This window comes from Bacillus luti, from assembly GCF_009739945.1.
Classification (GTDB): Bacteria; Bacillota; Bacilli; order Bacillales; family Bacillaceae_G; genus Bacillus_A; species Bacillus_A luti.
The window spans coordinates 3,126,013-3,143,319 of sequence record NZ_CP040336.1; the positions used below are offsets into that span (position 1 = coordinate 3,126,013).

Here is a 17,307-nt window from a genome sequence, read left to right on the forward strand (position 1 = left end):
CTTCCTCACCCCTTCTTTACACACAGCGCTTCCCATTCTTCACGAATCATTCCCATTCGAATAGAATCATAGTACGTTCCATTATAATATCGGCAGTTTCGCATTCTACCTTCTAATCTCATTCCTATTTTCTCTGCTACTTTCATCATTCGTTCATTACCAGACCAAGTCGTGAGCCCTACTCTACCAATCTCCATCTTTTCAAATAGTAAATCTCGATATAATGTTAATGCTTCTGTACCGTAACCACCATTCCAGTATGCTGGATCATAAATAACAATTCCCATCTCTAACCAACGCGTCGGTTTATGCTCCCAATAAAAAACAACTTTCCCAATCATTCGGCCGTTATGTTCTATAATTAAATTTGAAAGTGGTTCTTCTTGTAAACGAACCTGCATCTTCTCTTTATAAGACGGATATTCTTGCATTGAAAACGGAAAATACGGCGCATCCCATTTTTTCCATTCTGGATTTTCTTCTTTAAATACTAAATTCCATAATGTTTTTATATCTGATTCTTCTATTGTACGAATAGTAACTTTCTTTCCTTTTAATATAACGTTTTGCATAATTACCTCCTACATCCCTCTTCATTTCATATATAATTATAATATTTTTTCAGAAAAATCAAAACAAATATCGTTTATTATATTGTATAATTTTGTTATAAGATACCAATTATTCATTTAGAAAGCTGGTGATTTAATGAATAATCGATTTAGTATTGCTTTATTTCTCACTATTATTACGACAAATATTATTCTCTATTTCTTCTTGCCATCAAGTATTGTTACAAAATGGGACTTCAATGGAACGCCTACATCAACAATGGATAAAAGCACTTTTGTGATCGTAAATATAATTATATGTTCCTTCTTATTCTTTCTATTTTTAGCTTTATCTAAAGCTGCAGGTAACCAAAAATTTCTCATTTGGACTGGTAATACAATGTTACTATTCTTATTTTTTGTTGATATTGTCATTGCACTCATTGCTCTTGGTTTCTCACTTCCTCTTGATCATTTAATATTTTTAGCATTAGGGCTTTTATTTATATTAATAGGCTATTTCAGTTCCAAAATTGATACGACTAAATCAACAGTTTCATTGGAATGGAATGATAAGCATCTTGAAAAAAGTGCTTCAAACATTTGCGGTAGTTCAATGATGATAGCAGGTGTTTTTTTAGCGATACTTCCGTTTATCGTTTCTGCTCCGTATAGAGGTTATGGCATACTAGCGATTATTTTAGGAATGACGATTATCATTTTACCGAGTACGATTTATTTACTTATTAAAGACAGCAAGCAATCTACTCCTTTAAAAAAGTAATTAAAAAAATAGGAGGTTACATCCCTCCTATTTCAGCTTAATGTTTTCTTTTTCACTTTTTCTATCTCAACTAAAATCCCTTTCTCTATCCAGCCTTCTACTCCATCTCTTTTAACTAAATCATATCCTGAACAGCTTCCATCAATGAGAGAAACAATCTCACCTTTTCTTACGCTTATTTGCGCACATGAAATATCCGTTTTCACTGTGTATTCACCTGAATCTAGTTGCTTTATGTATTCATCTTTCACAGAAAGTAATTTATTCGTTTCCTTTTGCCTGCATATTGTGTAATCTTGCTTATTCTCAATAGGCTCAATGTAATAATATGGATAGGTAACCCCGCCCTGCATTGTTACATCGGCATGAAAATCTGCTATTACTTCATACTCTGGAAAACAGTCTACATATGTATAAGAAAACGTATCACCAGCATCTGTCCTCTGAATGATAAATGCGTTTAATTGCCCTGCCTCTTTAATCGCATTTCCCCCATCAATTGCAATAATCTTTTTCTCTTTATCAATTACTGGATTGTTAGAGGGTGCCTTATTTGAATAGTTCACAACCGGCCAATGTCCAACCACTACATACTTATTTACACTATGTGATTTATTGAAAAACTCCGGCATTGCTATCGCATTTTTCCTCTCTGTTTCTTTCCAATCTTCTCTATCTTCTAACCCTGCATGTACAAAAATATAATCTTCTGTTTCAATTGTTGTTGGCAACTCTGTTAGCCAATGTATTTCCTTTGAAAACTGACTTATTAATAATTCCCTTACTTCTCGAATAGAAGTATCTTCATGAATAGAGAAATGCAATCGCTCTAACCATTCATTAAAAATCGAATACTTTCTCGAGCATAAATAATTAATGAGCCCAGGATTTTCATTTAGAAGAGCATCCACTAAAACCTCACAATTCCCTTCAACAACGTGAACATTTGAACTGTTCTTCACAAGATTCATAACATAGTTTATTACACCAATGCTATCTCTTCCTTTTTCACAAAGATCTCCATTAATAATTAAATAATCTTCATCTTTCAAGTTAACTTTATGCAGTAATTCTTTTAAAAGTGATAATTCGCCATGAATATCAGATATTACGATTACTCTTACATCATTAGGGATTGATAATTTCTTTATTTTCTTCAAGTATAAGCGCTCCAATCATTCTCTTTCTTACTTTATACAAACAATTCAACAAAATAAATTATAAACCTTTCTAATTGAAAGAGGTTCTATATATTATGTCATATAGAACCTCTCCTCCTTTATAAAGTGAAACTTTAATCAGTGGGGGTTTTCTTCATCCCCCACTGATTATTAGTTGAACCAATCGGACTTTTATGGGCAGTTGATCCCCCACCTAACTTCTTTGCTTTCGCTGAATTTTGAGGTGGGGGTCTTACTGCCCATTAAAGCGGGATAAATTTTTATGAAAAGAATAACTCACTTTATCATATCCTTCCCTTTCATAAAAACGGTGGGCATCTAGTCTAGGAAACGCTGATGTAAGAGCGATAGACTCACATCCGTATTCCTTTCCCCAGTTCTCTATATACGAAAGCAATACATTCCCATATCCTTTTGAACGATGTGCTTCTGCTGTTACTAAATCATATACAAATACATGTTTTTTGTTATAAAAATTCGTGCAAATCGTTACACCCGCAAGGCTAACAACTTCTCCAATTTCATCGTATAAAGAGAATAATTTATAATTCTCTTCCTTCATTTTTCGAAATAAAAAGCTTGCTTCCTCTTTTGAAAGTTTCGTTCGTAATTGCTGCAAAACAGGTAATACTTCATCTAATTGTTCTTCTGTTACTACTTCTTTAACGTTCATTATAACTCTCCCCTAACTATTTATATAATTTTCTAAATGTTATATCATTATTATAGAAAGTAACTGCCTTCATCTTAAGTGACAGATTAATTCTTTTTTATAAGGCCAGTTTGTAAAGGAGGGGGCCAATAATGGATCTTACTATCCCATTACAATTAAAAAGCAAAATACCAATTTACTTACAAATTTACGAATATATGAAACGAGAAATCTCTCAAGGATCACTATCTGCCGGTACACGTCTTCCTTCTCACAGAAATTTAGCAGCACAACTTAACGTGAGTCGTATTACTGTTGAATCCGCTTATCAACAATTACTAGCTGAAGGTTATGTAGAAAGCAAACCGAAACGTGGTATTTTTGTAGCGAACGTCGATATTGACGTGATTCCAAATAAAAGATTAGACGTAACAAAGGAAACGAGCAATTCTATAGATGAACAATTTGAATATGACTGTAGCCAAGGGCTTATTGATCAAACCGCTTTTCCAATTACACACTGGAAAAGAGCATTACAAGAAGCAATACTAAAGTACGAAAATACTTTGTTTGCTAAAGAAGACCCCCAAGGCGAGTTCGTTATTCGAGATCATATTTCAACATATTTATATCATGCGCGCGGCGTACATGCCTCACCTGATCAAATTGTGATTGGCGCTGGGACACAGCCACTTCTTTGGCTACTACTCCAACTACTTGGTCCCACAAAAGAATACGGGATTGAAAACCCCGGATTTCACCGTGTACATGCAATTGTTAAAAGTTGCAATCGTAAAATTCATCCTATTCCATTAGATGAAAAAGGAATTCATATTTCTAGCTTATACAATACAAAATCTAATGTCGCATATGTTACACCATCACACCAATTTCCACTCGGAATGATTATGCCTTTGTCTAGAAGATTGGCATTGTTAAAGTGGGCCAATGATTGTAACGGATACATATTGGAAGATGACTATGATGGGGAATTTCGCTACACCGGCAAACCAATTCCGTCTCTACAAAGTCTCGACTCAAATGAACGTGTTATTTATATGGGGACATTTTCAAAGTCTTTTCTCCCTTCTTTACGAATGGGATATGCGGTTTTACCACCGCACCTTTTAAAAACATATAAAGATTTGCACGGTATTTTTAAACAAACAGTCTCTACTATACAACAACTTGCATTTGCTCACTTTATACAAAGTGGGAATTGGGAACGTCACATTAATCGGAGTCGTACATTATACAAAAGAAAACATCATACATTAGTAAAATCCATAACGAAAGAAATGGGTACTAACGTTCAAATTCTTGGCGAACAATCCGGACTTCATATCGTTCTACGCGTCCATAACAGTATGAATGAAGAAGAACTTATTGAATCTGCTAAGAAACAAAGTGTTAAATTATATCCACTTTCTCCATATGATTTTGTAACTGACTTACGTAAGGAACCCTACATATTACTCGGTTTTGGTAGTATTCCCGAAAACAAAATTGAAACGGTAGTTAAATTATTAAAGAACGCTTGGTTTCCTAGTTTAAAGGGCATTTGCTAACAGTTCGTTTAACTTGTAATACATTAACAATTCAATAAAGTGAAACTTTAATCAGTGGGGGTTTTCTTCATCCCCCACTGATTATTAGTTGAACCAATCGGACTTTTATGGGCAGTTGATCCCCCACCTAACTTCTTTGCTTTCGCTGAATTTTGAGGTGGGGGTCTTACTGCCCATTAAAGTGGGATAAAACAAAAAGAAGGCTGTTCCAAAATAAATTTTTGAAACAGCCTTCTTCTAGTTATTCACCTGATCGTGAAGCCCTTCCCGGACGCTTAACACCCGTTGTTTCTGTTGAATAAGAAGCTTCAATTATTGCAGTTGGATCTACAGAGAGAACGAGATCTTTCATTTTCGGATAAATGAAACGGTTTGTAATACAATAAATGATTCTCTTATGCTCTCCTAAAAAACCACCTTCTCCATGTAGATACGTAACGGATAATTGTAATTCTTTCATTAATAGATCGCCGATTTCTTTATTCTTACCAGAAATAATCATGACGCTCTTACCTTGATTAATACCATCTAATATGAAATCAATCATCTTCGTAACAATATAGAAAATTGCTAATGAGAACATCGCTTGTTCGATTGAAAATAAAATCGCTACAAATATGAAAATAACCGCATTTACAGCAAGTAAAAATGTACTAATCGGTACTTTAAAATGTTTGTTCATCCAAACTGCTAACATTTCTGATCCGTCAATTGCACCGCCCATTTTCACTACAATCCCTACACCAATTCCAAACAGTACTCCACCATAAAGTACGATTAATAGTTCAGAAGTTGTAATTGCCGGGAATGGTTTTAAATAAATCAATCCGAGTGTTGTAACAACATTTGCATAAGATGTACGGATAAAGAACTTCTTTCCCATTACTTTTGCAGTAAATAATAAAATTGGGATATTAAGTCCTAAAAACACACCATAAAGCGGTAATCCTGCAACTTTATTTGCCATAATTGCAATAGCCGTTACCCCGCCATCTACTAATCCATTAGGTGCTAAAATAAGCTCTAATGAACCTGCTACAATAATGGAGCCAATTGTTAATAATACGTATTCAAATACTTTTTTCATTCATTACCCCCAAAACTTATATATTTTCTTAGTATTATCATAACTAATTTTTTTCGCAAATACAAAGAAATTGCCTTATATACACACATTTTTCACCTTTTTGGTAATTCTTATGTAGAATCTCAAACTCTAATACAATATATACAGAAATGTTAACCATCCTAATTTTCACTTTTTAATTACATTGTGTTATATAATCAATTTATAGAATTTACAGAATAAGGAGTCCTTTCATGTTACAACAACTATTCACTTCACCTATTTTATCCGTTCACCCCTTACATCCAGGTTATGAAGACCATGCAAGTGACGTGTTTCTTGTTAAAACAGAAGCTGAAGAAGTTATTGTTCGTTCTTCAAAAATGACTGAAGAACCAAACAATGATTTTTGGTGGGGATGCAAAAACCTTTTTGGAATTGATCCACGGAACGTACATCATCTAGAAAAACTACACGCATTATTAAAAAAGCATACGACATTACCTATCCCGACGATTTTCCAAAAACATGTTTTAAATGGACGAGAGTATGTTATCGCCGAAAAACTAACAGGAAGTACGCTACAATCCTTTCTAGGACAACCTGATTCTATTTTATTTAGCCTTGGAAAGGGTCTAGCAGAAATTCATTCGTTTCAGGCAGATTTTATAGGAAGCCCATTAAGTACTTTCCAAATTCCACTAGAAGAATTTAACTCTCACATTTTAAAAGTAAGTAAAGACCTTATACATATGTTTTATTCCGATAATACAAGCATACATAACGCATTTCACACTTTTGAATCCCAGCTCTCTTCCCTATCGATACCAAAGGAATCTACACTCGTATTAATCGATATGGATCCCACTCAGTTTTTATCGGATGGTACAACTATTACGGGCTTAGTAGATACTGAAGCTTACGCAGTTGCTCCACGAGAGTTTGATTTTATTGGATTAGAATATGTACTTACAGAAAAAGAAGCTCATGCTTTTAAACAAGGCTATGAGACTATTATGCCTATTCCTCATCTTGAAGAATGTAGACAACCTTATCGATATTTGTATCGGTTATTATCTGTTCAAGGTAATGTAGAATTAGAAAAGTGGTTATGTCATCCATCCTATTTTTAATAACGATTGCGAGGGATTATGAAATGAGTATTAAAAAAAAGAAATCTGTAACAGCAAACGAAATGCAGCAAATGAAAGATTTAGCTTATATTTGTGGCCAACACGACCAAATTGATTACTCGTCAGATTTACATGAAAACTTTTTAACTACTCGTAATAAAGAAGAAATAAATGATTTTTTATTTTATGATGATACTCAATTAATCGGTGCACTAAGCATGTATGACTTTGAAAGACCAACAAAACTAGAGTTAATAGGATTCGTTCATCCGAACTATAGAAAACAACAAATAGGCACTACTCTTTTACAAACCGCAATGAAAGAAATACAGAACAGAGAGGTAGATGAAGCCCTTCTTATTATTAATGGCGACTCCACCTCAGGAAAATCATTTGCAGATTACTTGAAATTACCTTATCTATATAGCGAGTATAGTATGGAGTTCAAATCAAAAAAAACACAAAAAAAACTGGAGAATACTATACAACTTACACTTGCACCTACAGAATCACTTCCTGATCTTATCGATGTCTCTAGTAAAGCTTTCGGCGACTCTGTAGAAAATACAGCTATATGGTTACAAAAAATGTTGCATTCATCTTCTCACCAAGTATACAGCGCTCTTATCAATGACAACGTGATAGGAACAATTACAGTTGCTCACCAAGAGCATTTTACTACATTATCAGGATTCGCTGTGCACCCTTTTCATCAAGGACAAGGATATGGGAAAGATATCCTCACTACTATAGTTCATCGCCTCATTTCTGAAGATGTTGCAACGATTATACTAGATGTTGAAACAAAAAATAATAATGCTTTAAAGCTTTATACACATTGCGGCTTTGAAATTATAATGAAGCATAATTACTATAACTTGTTACATAGCCCTCTTTTCATTTATAACAAATAAAAAAACTGAATCGATATGATTCAGTTTTTTCTTAATATATTTACAACCGCAGTCGTTTCTTCATTTTCTTTATAAACACGTGGAATTCTTCTATCTAACATACATGTAACTTCATAGTTAATTGTACCTAACATATCTGCTATTTCTTCTACCGCAATTTCTTCTTCACCTTGTTTGCCGTAGAATACAACTTCGTCTCCTACTTGTACTGGCATTGCTTTCGTAACATCAAGCATAAGCTGATCCATACAAACGCGGCCAATAACAGGTACTCTGACCCCATTAATTAAAGCATGCCCTTTATTAGATAACTGACGATTATATCCATCCGCATACCCAATCGGTACAGTCGCAATCCATTCTTCACCAGTTGTTACATACGTATTTCCATAACTTACACCGCGATTTTTCTTCGCATGTTTAACATGTGCCACTTTTGATTTTAATGACAACGCAGGCTGTAAGGATACAACAGCATGATCCACTTCTTTTGAAGGATACATTCCATAGATTCCAATGCCGACACGAACCATATTTTGAAATGTGTTGCTAAGTTCCATTGATCCTGCACTATTTGAACTATGAATATATGGGATGTGAATTCCTAATTCTTTCGCTGTATTGACAGCTTTTTCAAATAAACTTGTTTGCATATTCGTATATGATTTATCAATTTCATCTGCCGTAGAGTAATGTGTAAATATGCCCACTACCTCTACATACTCCATACGGTTTAATTCTTCTAAAAATGGTTTAACCTCTTCTTCTTGTAAACCGATACGACTCATTCCTGTATCAATTTTAATTTGAATATGTGCTTTCTTTTGAAGGTGTTGCGCAATTTCATTTATGCCTTGTAAATCTTCTATTCTATAGACAGTCATCATAACATCATATTGAATTGCATATTCAGCAGCTGCAACTGATGTATAACCCAATATTAAAATTGGTACAGTAATTCCAGCTTCTCTTAATTCGATTGCTTCATCTACAAATGCAACAGCGAGTTGGTTTACCCCAGCCTCAATAGCCGATTTCGCAACTTCCACTGCCCCGTGGCCATACCCATTTGCTTTTACAGCAGCCATCATTGCAATCTGTTCATTATTCACATGTTTTTTAAATTCTTTTACATTATGTTTTACAGCATTTACGTCGATTTCAACAATTGTATCTCTTCCATATTTCAAACTCATTGGTCTAACTCCTAACTCAATAATTGCATTCCATTCTATTTCACGTTTCATATGACCTTTTACAATATAATACTTTTCACTATGCTAGTCAAACTACTAGAATTTTCGGAATTTTGAGTATGATATAATACCCTCAAGAAACTATTATATATGGAGACGAGGAGAATTACAATGTTTGTACAATCTGCATTACATCAACTTAAAGTTGCTATTGATACATCTATTCAGATGCTGAATCAATATACTGAAAATGATTTAAAGATAAAGCCGATTGAATCAAAGCGGTCATTATTTGAAATGTGCACACATCTCGCACTTATTTGCCATGCAGATTTACTCATTTTAAATGGCATTACGGAAAAAGAGTTACATACCTTTTATATAGAATATACCCCTGAAACAATTGCTCATATGCAAGAAACGATGCTCCAAGGATACGATTTACTTTCTAAAACTTTTTCATCCTATTCCAATGAAGAATTAGCGGAAATTAAGACTGCTTATTGGGGTATTTCTTATTCTAGATTCGAATGGTTACTTGAAGTGGTTGCACACTTTTATCATCATCGCGGACAAATTCAAATTTTATTATGTGAGCATGTTAAAGATTCTTGCATTCCTTTATTTGAATAAAAAGAGTGGAAACAAAACCAATAAAGAGTATTACTCCTAATAACATAAACGTCTGAGCATAGTCCCCTATTTTCATAAGATAAATAGAAATAATTGGTCCTATACTAGTTCCTAAAAATAAAATGAAAGTATAAATAGAAACTGCTATTCCTCTTGCTCTCCCTCCTAATTGGCCGACAAGAGAAACTAAAGATGGAACCGATATAGCAATACCTATTACGAAACAGACGCTCATCATTACAAGTAACGGCAGCGTCGAAATAAATCCCATTGAGCTTAGACTAAAAATAGCAACCAACAATCCTCCTTGAAGAACTTTCTTTACTTCGAACCTCTTTGTTAAACGACCTGCAAGTGGTGATAGTAACATACCAAATAACCCCGCTAAGCGAAAATAAAGAATTTGTTCTGCTGTTAAATTGTAGATAGGCGAACTCAAATAATTGCCTAAAACAGTATACATATTAACAAAAGCCATTAATAAAACAAACGCAATCATATAGCTCCATACTAAGCTTTTATGTGTAAAAACTTTCCCCATCTGTTTAATTGGCGCCAAAATATCCGTATAAGCTTGAGATATTTCCCCTTTCGGAAGAGAATAATGAACCCATACAGCAGTGATGATATAGACAATGCTAAGAAGAAAGAAAACCATATGCCAGCCAAAATACTGACTAACAGCAGTACTTATTACTTGCCCTGCAATTCCAGCTACTAAAAAACCGGTACTAACAAATCCTATTGTTGTAACCTTTTTCTCTACTGGAAACATTTCTACAACGTAAGCTAACGCTACTGGAGAAAATGTAGCTGCTGCTATCCCCTGTAATCCCCGAAGAATAACAAGCCAAAATAAGCTATCCACAAACCCCAATAAAAAAGAAATAATCGCCAGTGCAAGCAATCCAATAAAGATCACTTTTTTTCGTCCATACTTATCAGAGATTGCCCCAAATAACAAACAACCTATAGCAAACCCTACAGAAAATATACTACCTGTAGCCGCAGATTGCGCTAATGTAACCTGAAAAAGGTCTGAAAATAGAGCAATTAAAGGAATCGTCACATATAGGCTGGACATAACCACCATACCTGCCCAACATAATACAGCTGTTATTACTGTATAATTCCTTTCACTACTTACTTCTTTTGATATTTCCATCATAAAATCTCCCCCTTACAATGATTTTCCTCATCGATTTAAAACTTCTAAAGTAAATGACTCAACATGAAATTCCATCAACACTCCCTTAATTCATTTACGTTAAAAGATACATCATCGTCCCTTTTAATTAGCTAAACATATAATAAGATAACCTAATTATATGTTTAAATAAAGTGAAACTTTAATCAGTGGGGGTTTTCTTCATCCCCCACTGATTATTAGCCTTCACCAATCGGACTTTTATGGGCAGCCCGACCCCCACCTAACTTCTTTGCTTTCGCTGAATTTTGAGGTGGGGGTCTTACTGCCCATTAAAGCGGGATAAAAAAGTTGACTCTCACAATCAACTTAATTACCTACCTTCTCCTAATTTCACCTGCATATTTACTTGCATTTTATTTAATAACTTCTCTAAAACTTGACGCTCTTCCTGATTAAAGTCGTCAACTAATGAAGCGCAAGATAACCAAAAAGTTGGTAAAGATTGCGTAACTAGTTCTTTTCCTTTCGGAGTAATTTTTACCTTTAACCTTCTTCGATCTTCAGAATGATGAAATCTTACAATTAACTCTCGTTTCTCCATCCAATCTAATAAGCCAGTGACAGAAGCACGTGTTATCCCTAATCGACTCGCAATATCCGAAGGACTCATGTTCACTTCTTCTCCATTTGATTCCATTTCACGCAAAATAAACAATAGTAAAAAATCTAATTTACTTTCCGAAATACCAAGCGGAGCTAAATCTACGTCAACAGCATCAAGAACATTATCAGACGTCCATAACATTAACAAACCAAGTTTTGCTGCGATTGGATCCGTATCCGCTGATGCTGTCTTTTTTATTAGCTCTGCATACGGCCCAATCCCTAAAGGAAGAGAAGCATTTTTTGAATTCATTCATCTTCACTCTCCTTTCCTTTTAATTAATTAGCTTACCTAACTACTTTTCATTATACTCACATTTTTCCTTTTATTGCAAGAATATTGTTAAACAAAAAAATCCTGCAATTCAAACAGGATTTTTTAAACTGATTAGCTATTATTTTTAAATCATACTAAACTTCTTTAAGGCAAAAGAAATACCGCCTTCACTTGATTTCTTTGTAACGAAATCAGCTTTTGTTTTTAACTCTTCTCCGCCATTTCCCATTGCAATCCCTAATCCTACATACTGCAACATCTCAATATCATTTCTGCCATCTCCAAAAGCAACAGCTTCTGATTTACAAATGTTTAAGTGATCCAATACTTTTTGAATTGCAGTTAGCTTCGATACTTTATTATCTTCCAATACATTTATAACGTAACTATGAAAACGCTCAAACGTAAGCATTGGATATCTTTCAAGAAATTTTTGAGCTTCAATTTCATCCCCATACAGACATAAACAATAGACCTCTTCTGACAAATCCCTGCTTTTTTCAGGATACTTTGCTAAATTTAACGTCTCGTTAAGCGCTTGAATTACACGTTCATTATCCGAGGCTATTCCGTTCATTGCAAATTCTTCTGTAAAGTAAGAAACACTATGACCATGTAATTCAGCAAAGTTTGAAATATCATGAACAATTTCACTTGAAAGTACCGATTTATGTATTACTTCATCCTCACACTTTATATGTGCACCATTTGCAGAAATAAACGTATTTATGCCCAGCTCTTTAAATTGTGAGCATAAGCTATATGGTCTCCCTGTTGTAACAACTACATGAATCCCTTTATCTATTAACCTTCTTACTGCTTCTTTTGTACTTTCGTGCATACTTCTATCAATCTCACTTAAAAGCGTACCGTCAACATCGAAAAATACAACTTTATACATAAGTCACTACATCCCGTCTAAATGATTCGTATCATTAATGAAATGTACCGTTTTTTGTTCACCATCAATTTCAATTAAACTTATTCCCGTATCTCCCATTTTAAAGTAATAATCCATTGAAATTGGCATTTGGAAAAATGCTCGTAATAAACTATTTATTACACCACCGTGTGCAACGATTGCTATCCGATCATATGTATTCTCTGTAACGATTTTAGAAAAGATTCCTTCTATCCTCATTCGAAACTCAATAAATGATTCTCCATTTTCAAAACGGTCATGAAGAAACTTTGGCTCAGGATACTTCTTCGCTTCTTCAAATGATAGACCTGCTTGTACCCCATTATTAAACTCCATTAATTCCTCTTCTAATTGAATTGGACAACCAATTGCTTCCGCTAACGTTTCAGCAGTTTCGCGCGCACGTTTTAATGTACTTGCCCAAATGAAATCTGGTACAAAATCCTTTTTCACTTTCTGCACAAGTCTTTGCACTTGCTGTCTTCCGTTTTCTGTTAATTCAAAATCAGCTCGTCCTTCATGTACATTCAGAATGTCCGCTTCGGATTCTCCGTGTCGTATTAGTAGTATTTGCATTCGTTCCCCCACTCCCCGATTCAATATTCACAAAATTACATTATATCATATTTTTTTACTTTCCATAACAAAAAGGAACGGTCTCCCGTTCCTCACCCATTTACCTTCTCCGCATCATTCCAATAATACTTACTAAGTGCTTCCGTTAATACATCAATTGTGTTATATAATTCATCTAACGTATTATCCACACCACCAACTTCAATTAACATCGCATTTTTAGATAAATCTTGGTTATAAACGCCATTTCCATCTTTTTTATATTTCGGAAAAATCCCTCTACTTAATCCGTAATAGTTTTCATCTAAATAACTATTGATTGCTCTTGCAATTTTTTCATTTTCTGCACGCCCTTCATTTTCCATCCCAATTATAAAATATAACCTTGCATATGATTTCCCGTTAATTACTTTTGTAGTTACTTTCTTGCGCTGGTCATCACGGTGTATATCTATCGGAAACGCAATTTTATTATTTTGCGCTAATGCTTCTTTTACATATTCATGAGATGCTTTATACGATTGCGGCCATTTCCATTTTTTACTCGCTAATAAATCCCCCATATTCGTTTTATCATGAACAACTGGAATTCCTTGTCCTTCCAGTTGTTCCTTCATCCGTTTCCCTAGTAAGGACACGTTTACATCTGGACTCGATGGATCGGTAGCCCCTGGTAATAACGGATAAAAGGATTCCCAGCTATGTGTATGGTAAATATACACTGCACTTTCCCCTTTTTTCGCTCCGTTCTTTTTCTGCACTGGATTATTCTTTTCCGCTTCTGTAACTTTATCTTTTGCAACTTCTCTCTCTTTCGTTACTTCTTCAATCGGTACACTAGATTCATTTGGGATATTTGTAAAGTTTGTCCCTTCTCCAGCTACAATAATGTTAGAGTAATACTTTGACATACCTGGCACTTCTTTACCGACAAATGTCCTTAAATCTTTAATTTTCAAATCTGTCGCAATAGAAAACATTACATTCCCAACTGACTCCCGTTTATTCTGCTTAAAATAATCAAATCCATAATAGCGATTCTCACTTTCTATCATTTGAACAAAACCTTGCATAGATACTTTTCCAAACCATTGATTCGCATAATTTGATTTCATTGTATGTAAAAGAGACGTCAAAATCGACGCTATAATAATTACTACTAGTGCATATAAAAAAAATAACGAAATTAGTTTTTTTCCATGTATACGAGTTGCATACTTTTTCACTATATCACCTTCTTTATACATGGATATGTACAAGCCTTTCGTAATATACGCACTAAAAGAGAAATGACAAGTTTTTATAGTACTTTCGTCCGCATCGTCACTGACATACATAACGCATTACAAAACTAAGAAATTTATTGCTAAATTATGTACAACTATATAAATAAAACACCATCACAAGATGGTGTTTCCCCTTATCTATCGCATCTACAATATCGTTCCGGTTGACCGCAGCTATTACAACATTCACATGGATATGAATCACACCTTCGACAACAGCGGCAATTTGCCTCTCCACATTCATTACAGCATTCGCATGGATAACTGTCACATCGACGGCAACAGCGACAATTCGCCTCCCCACATTCATTACAGCATTCACACGGATAACTGTCACATCGACGGCAACAGCGACAATTCGCCTCCCCACATTCATTACAGCATTCACACGGATAACTATCACATCGACGACAGCAACGACATGGATACTGGTCACAAGTTCCGCAGCATTTACAATGGCTTTCAGGCTCATTACAACCGTTACAGCGAACTTCATATTTATCATCTTCATAGTCTCTGTCTCGTTGACTACGTCCTAAAATATCATCTGCTTCATCCACCTTATGTCTATAACCGCTATGTCTTCTATAAAAGTATGCATCATCCTCTGCTTGTTTCTTTCGATATTCCTCGTCTGACATCCCACTCTGTTTTTTTGCACTTGTATGAGAAAATCTAGAATTATTTCGGTCGTATTGCACTTCATCATCATGTCCATAAAAGCCCTCATAGCTTGCATCAGCAACTCTTTTTTTAGTTTCTCTAACTCGGCCACTGCTAAAACCTCTAGCATTATTTCTTTCGTCATCTAATTCTTCAGAACTCGATGAATCAAACAATATTCCTGCTGCAAATAATACAACAAAGAAAGCAAAGGCGGCATAAAGAATCGAATTAGATAGAGCAACAAAGAATAAGACAACAGTACCTAAAAAGAACAACACACTTTTTACATTTCTTTTTGCAATTGTAGAAAGCACAATAATTAAACCACAAACCAATACTACGGTTGTAGCACTTGGCAGGTCAAAAAAATACCAAATACACGCTACAATTGTTGCTAATATTACTAACATAAAATCCCCCCTGTTTTCCCCTCTTAAAAATCATATGAAATACATTACAAAAAATAAATATATAATTTTGTTTTTTATTAAAATCATGAAACTTAATGAAAATGCGATAGAAACAATTCGCTCCTAATTGCATCTCTATTCATTAAGAAATACCTGAAACAAGAATCTGTTATCTTAAAGGGACTACTATTTGTTATCCTGCTCAAAAATAAAAAGAGAAATGGCATCCCATTTCTCTTCCTCAATCTTATTGTTCTTTGTCTGTATCATTCGAAGGTAATTTCTTCGCTTGTTTTTCTTTAAAGATTTCTCCAATCGCCCCAAGAGTACCAAGTGTTTCAATTGCATTAGACGGAATAAATACTTTATTAGCTGGCCCTTTTGCAACTTCCACTAAAGATTCAAATGATTTGTAAGCAAGTACACGCTCATCTAAATTCGCTTCACGAAGTAATTCAATGCGGTTCTGTTCTGCTTTTGCAATTTCCTCAATCGCTCTTGCTTCCCCTTGCGCTTCTAATTCTTTCGCCTCTTTAACACCTTCAGCTTCTCGAATACGTGCTTCTTTATCCCCTTCAGCCATTAAAATTTTACTTTGCTTTTCCCCTTCAGCTCGAAGGACTTTATCTTGTTTCGCTGCTTCCGCTTCTAAAATAATCGCACGTTTATTACGTTCTGCTTTCATTTGTTTTTCCATTGATGCTTGCACATCTTTTGGCGGATTAATATCGACAACTTCAACACGTTCAATACGTACGCCCCATTTTTCTGTTGCTTCATCAAGCGCTAAGCGGATTTCTGTTGAAATTTTTTCACGACCAGATAATGTTTCATCCAGTTCCATTTTACCAATAATTTGACGCATCGTTGCAGAAGTAATGTTACGTACACCATATTCATAGTTTGAAATACCATATGTCGCAAGTTCTGGTTCAACAATTTGATAGAAAATAATTGTATCAATTTCTACTTGAACGTTATCTTTCGTAATTACCTTTTGCGGTGGTACATTTGTTTGTTGAATACGTAAATCATGATATACACGAACACGATCGACAATCGGGATTAAAATATTTAACCCTGGATGCATTATACGTTGAAACTTACCAAATCTTTCAATAACCCCAACTTTTTGCTGAGGAATAATTTTAATTGTTAATGCAATAAATGTAACTACAATTAGCGCGAATATAATCGTTAACGTTAATGCTACCATATTTATTCACTCTCCTTTTTCACTTGTAATATAGTACTATGCCTCTTTATAACAACAACCTTTTCTCCAACATCAATTGGATCATCTGCAATAGCTGTCCAAGTATCTCCATCTACTTTCACAATACCATTCTCTTCACTTGTAATCGCTTGCATAACAATTGCCCTTTTACCGACAAGCATATCTACTGTATCAGTAAAACCTTTTGCTTCTCGAAAGTTTTTTGAAATTCTTTTCGTAAAAAACGTCAATGTTAAACTTACAATCCCACCAACAACAACTTGTAAAAATAGCGCATCAGGAGCGAACAAAGCAATAAGACCTCCGACAACAGCTCCAATTCCAAGCCACAGCATATAAAACGTAATCGACAACATTTCTGCTATAAATAAAATACCAGCTATTATAAACCAAATTACCCAACCAGCCATATGCAACCCTCACTTTCTTGCTATTTTTTATA

Annotated in this window: 18 protein-coding genes; 5 read left to right on the top strand and 13 right to left on the bottom strand. The window is 34.6% G+C overall.

Annotated features, from left to right (window positions below; all coding sequences use genetic code 11):
- Nucleotides 1–5 precede the first annotated feature (5 nt).
- A complete protein-coding gene (locus EUC40_RS15920) occupies nt 6–572 on the bottom strand; it encodes a GNAT family N-acetyltransferase (RefSeq protein ID WP_156575951.1) in 567 nt (188 codons plus the stop codon).
- Between the two features lie 136 nt (nt 573–708).
- Between EUC40_RS15920 and EUC40_RS15925 the strand changes: the two genes are divergently transcribed.
- A complete protein-coding gene (locus EUC40_RS15925; protein WP_156575952.1) occupies nt 709–1,335 on the top strand; it encodes a DUF1648 domain-containing protein in 627 nt (208 codons plus the stop codon).
- 32 nt (nt 1,336–1,367) lie between these two features.
- On the opposite strand, the gene EUC40_RS15930 is transcribed toward EUC40_RS15925, so the two are convergent.
- Both EUC40_RS15930 and EUC40_RS15935 read right to left on the bottom strand, forming a co-directional pair.
- Nucleotides 1,368–2,495: a metallophosphoesterase gene (locus EUC40_RS15930; RefSeq protein WP_156575953.1), complete on the bottom strand. Its 1,128-nt coding sequence runs from the start codon at nt 2,493–2,495 to the stop codon at nt 1,368–1,370.
- 253 nt (nt 2,496–2,748) lie between these two features.
- A complete protein-coding gene (locus EUC40_RS15935; RefSeq protein ID WP_156575954.1) occupies nt 2,749–3,189 on the bottom strand; it encodes a GNAT family N-acetyltransferase in 441 nt (146 codons plus the stop codon).
- A 131-nt stretch (nt 3,190–3,320) separates the two neighbouring features.
- On the opposite strand from EUC40_RS15935, the gene pdxR reads away from it, so the two are divergent.
- The gene (gene pdxR, locus EUC40_RS15940; protein WP_156575955.1) at nt 3,321–4,736 is read left to right on the top strand and encodes a MocR-like pyridoxine biosynthesis transcription factor PdxR; all 1,416 of its coding nucleotides are present in this window, start codon (nt 3,321–3,323) and stop codon (nt 4,734–4,736) included.
- A gap of 241 nt (nt 4,737–4,977) precedes the next feature.
- Here pdxR and EUC40_RS15945 read toward each other — a convergent pair whose 3' ends face one another.
- Complete coding sequence (locus EUC40_RS15945) at nt 4,978–5,823, bottom strand: YitT family protein (RefSeq protein WP_000755136.1); 846 nt, start codon at nt 5,821–5,823, stop codon at nt 4,978–4,980.
- Nucleotides 5,824–6,056: 233 nt separating this feature from the next.
- Here EUC40_RS15945 and EUC40_RS15950 point away from each other — a divergent pair, with 233 nt between their 5' ends.
- Together EUC40_RS15950 and EUC40_RS15955 are read left to right on the top strand one after the other, a co-directional pair.
- Nucleotides 6,057–6,935 carry an aminoglycoside phosphotransferase family protein gene (locus EUC40_RS15950; protein WP_156575956.1) on the top strand — a complete coding sequence of 293 codons (879 nt, stop codon included), beginning with the start codon at nt 6,057–6,059 and terminating at the stop codon, nt 6,933–6,935.
- Nucleotides 6,936–6,958: 23 nt separating this feature from the next.
- The gene (locus tag EUC40_RS15955) at nt 6,959–7,849 is read left to right on the top strand and encodes a GNAT family N-acetyltransferase (protein ID WP_156575957.1); all 891 of its coding nucleotides are present in this window, start codon (nt 6,959–6,961) and stop codon (nt 7,847–7,849) included.
- 20 nt (nt 7,850–7,869) lie between these two features.
- Here the strand turns inward: EUC40_RS15955 and alr are convergent, their stop codons facing one another.
- The gene (alr, locus tag EUC40_RS15960) at nt 7,870–9,045 is read right to left on the bottom strand and encodes an alanine racemase (RefSeq protein ID WP_151628026.1); all 1,176 of its coding nucleotides are present in this window, start codon (nt 9,043–9,045) and stop codon (nt 7,870–7,872) included.
- A 171-nt stretch (nt 9,046–9,216) separates the two neighbouring features.
- Between alr and EUC40_RS15965 the strand changes: the two genes are divergently transcribed.
- On the top strand, nt 9,217–9,678 hold the full coding sequence (locus EUC40_RS15965; RefSeq protein WP_071712597.1) for a DinB family protein: 462 nt from the start codon (nt 9,217–9,219) through the stop codon (nt 9,676–9,678).
- Here EUC40_RS15965 and EUC40_RS15970 read toward each other — a convergent pair.
- The 8 genes from EUC40_RS15970 to EUC40_RS16005 all read right to left on the bottom strand — a co-directional run bounded on the left by EUC40_RS15970 (nt 9,647) and on the right by EUC40_RS16005 (nt 17,275).
- Nucleotides 9,647–10,843 (bottom strand): MFS transporter, encoded by a 1,197-nt coding sequence (locus tag EUC40_RS15970; RefSeq protein WP_156576955.1) that lies wholly within the window; start codon nt 10,841–10,843, stop codon nt 9,647–9,649. The genes EUC40_RS15965 and EUC40_RS15970 overlap by 32 nt on opposite strands.
- A gap of 355 nt (nt 10,844–11,198) precedes the next feature.
- Nucleotides 11,199–11,744: a MarR family winged helix-turn-helix transcriptional regulator gene (locus EUC40_RS15975; protein ID WP_156575958.1), complete on the bottom strand. Its 546-nt coding sequence runs from the start codon at nt 11,742–11,744 to the stop codon at nt 11,199–11,201.
- Between the two features lie 148 nt (nt 11,745–11,892).
- The gene (locus EUC40_RS15980) at nt 11,893–12,669 is read right to left on the bottom strand and encodes a Cof-type HAD-IIB family hydrolase (RefSeq protein WP_156575959.1); all 777 of its coding nucleotides are present in this window, start codon (nt 12,667–12,669) and stop codon (nt 11,893–11,895) included.
- A gap of 6 nt (nt 12,670–12,675) precedes the next feature.
- Nucleotides 12,676–13,266, bottom strand: coding sequence for a histidine phosphatase family protein (locus EUC40_RS15985; RefSeq protein WP_156575960.1), 591 nt, complete (start codon nt 13,264–13,266; stop codon nt 12,676–12,678).
- Nucleotides 13,267–13,358: 92 nt separating this feature from the next.
- Nucleotides 13,359–14,603, bottom strand: a complete 1,245-nt coding sequence (gene spoIIP, locus EUC40_RS15990; protein WP_306462719.1) for a stage II sporulation protein P — start codon at nt 14,601–14,603, stop codon at nt 13,359–13,361.
- Nucleotides 14,604–14,637: 34 nt separating this feature from the next.
- Entirely contained in the window at nt 14,638–15,063 is a 426-nt protein-coding gene (locus tag EUC40_RS15995) for a hypothetical protein (RefSeq protein ID WP_156575962.1), read from the bottom strand.
- Nucleotides 15,064–15,875: 812 nt separating this feature from the next.
- Nucleotides 15,876–16,844 (bottom strand): SPFH domain-containing protein, encoded by a 969-nt coding sequence (locus EUC40_RS16000; protein WP_000226247.1) that lies wholly within the window; start codon nt 16,842–16,844, stop codon nt 15,876–15,878.
- 2 nt (nt 16,845–16,846) lie between these two features.
- Entirely contained in the window at nt 16,847–17,275 is a 429-nt protein-coding gene (locus EUC40_RS16005) for an NfeD family protein (protein WP_000929498.1), read from the bottom strand.
- Nucleotides 17,276–17,307: the final 32 nt, after the last annotated feature.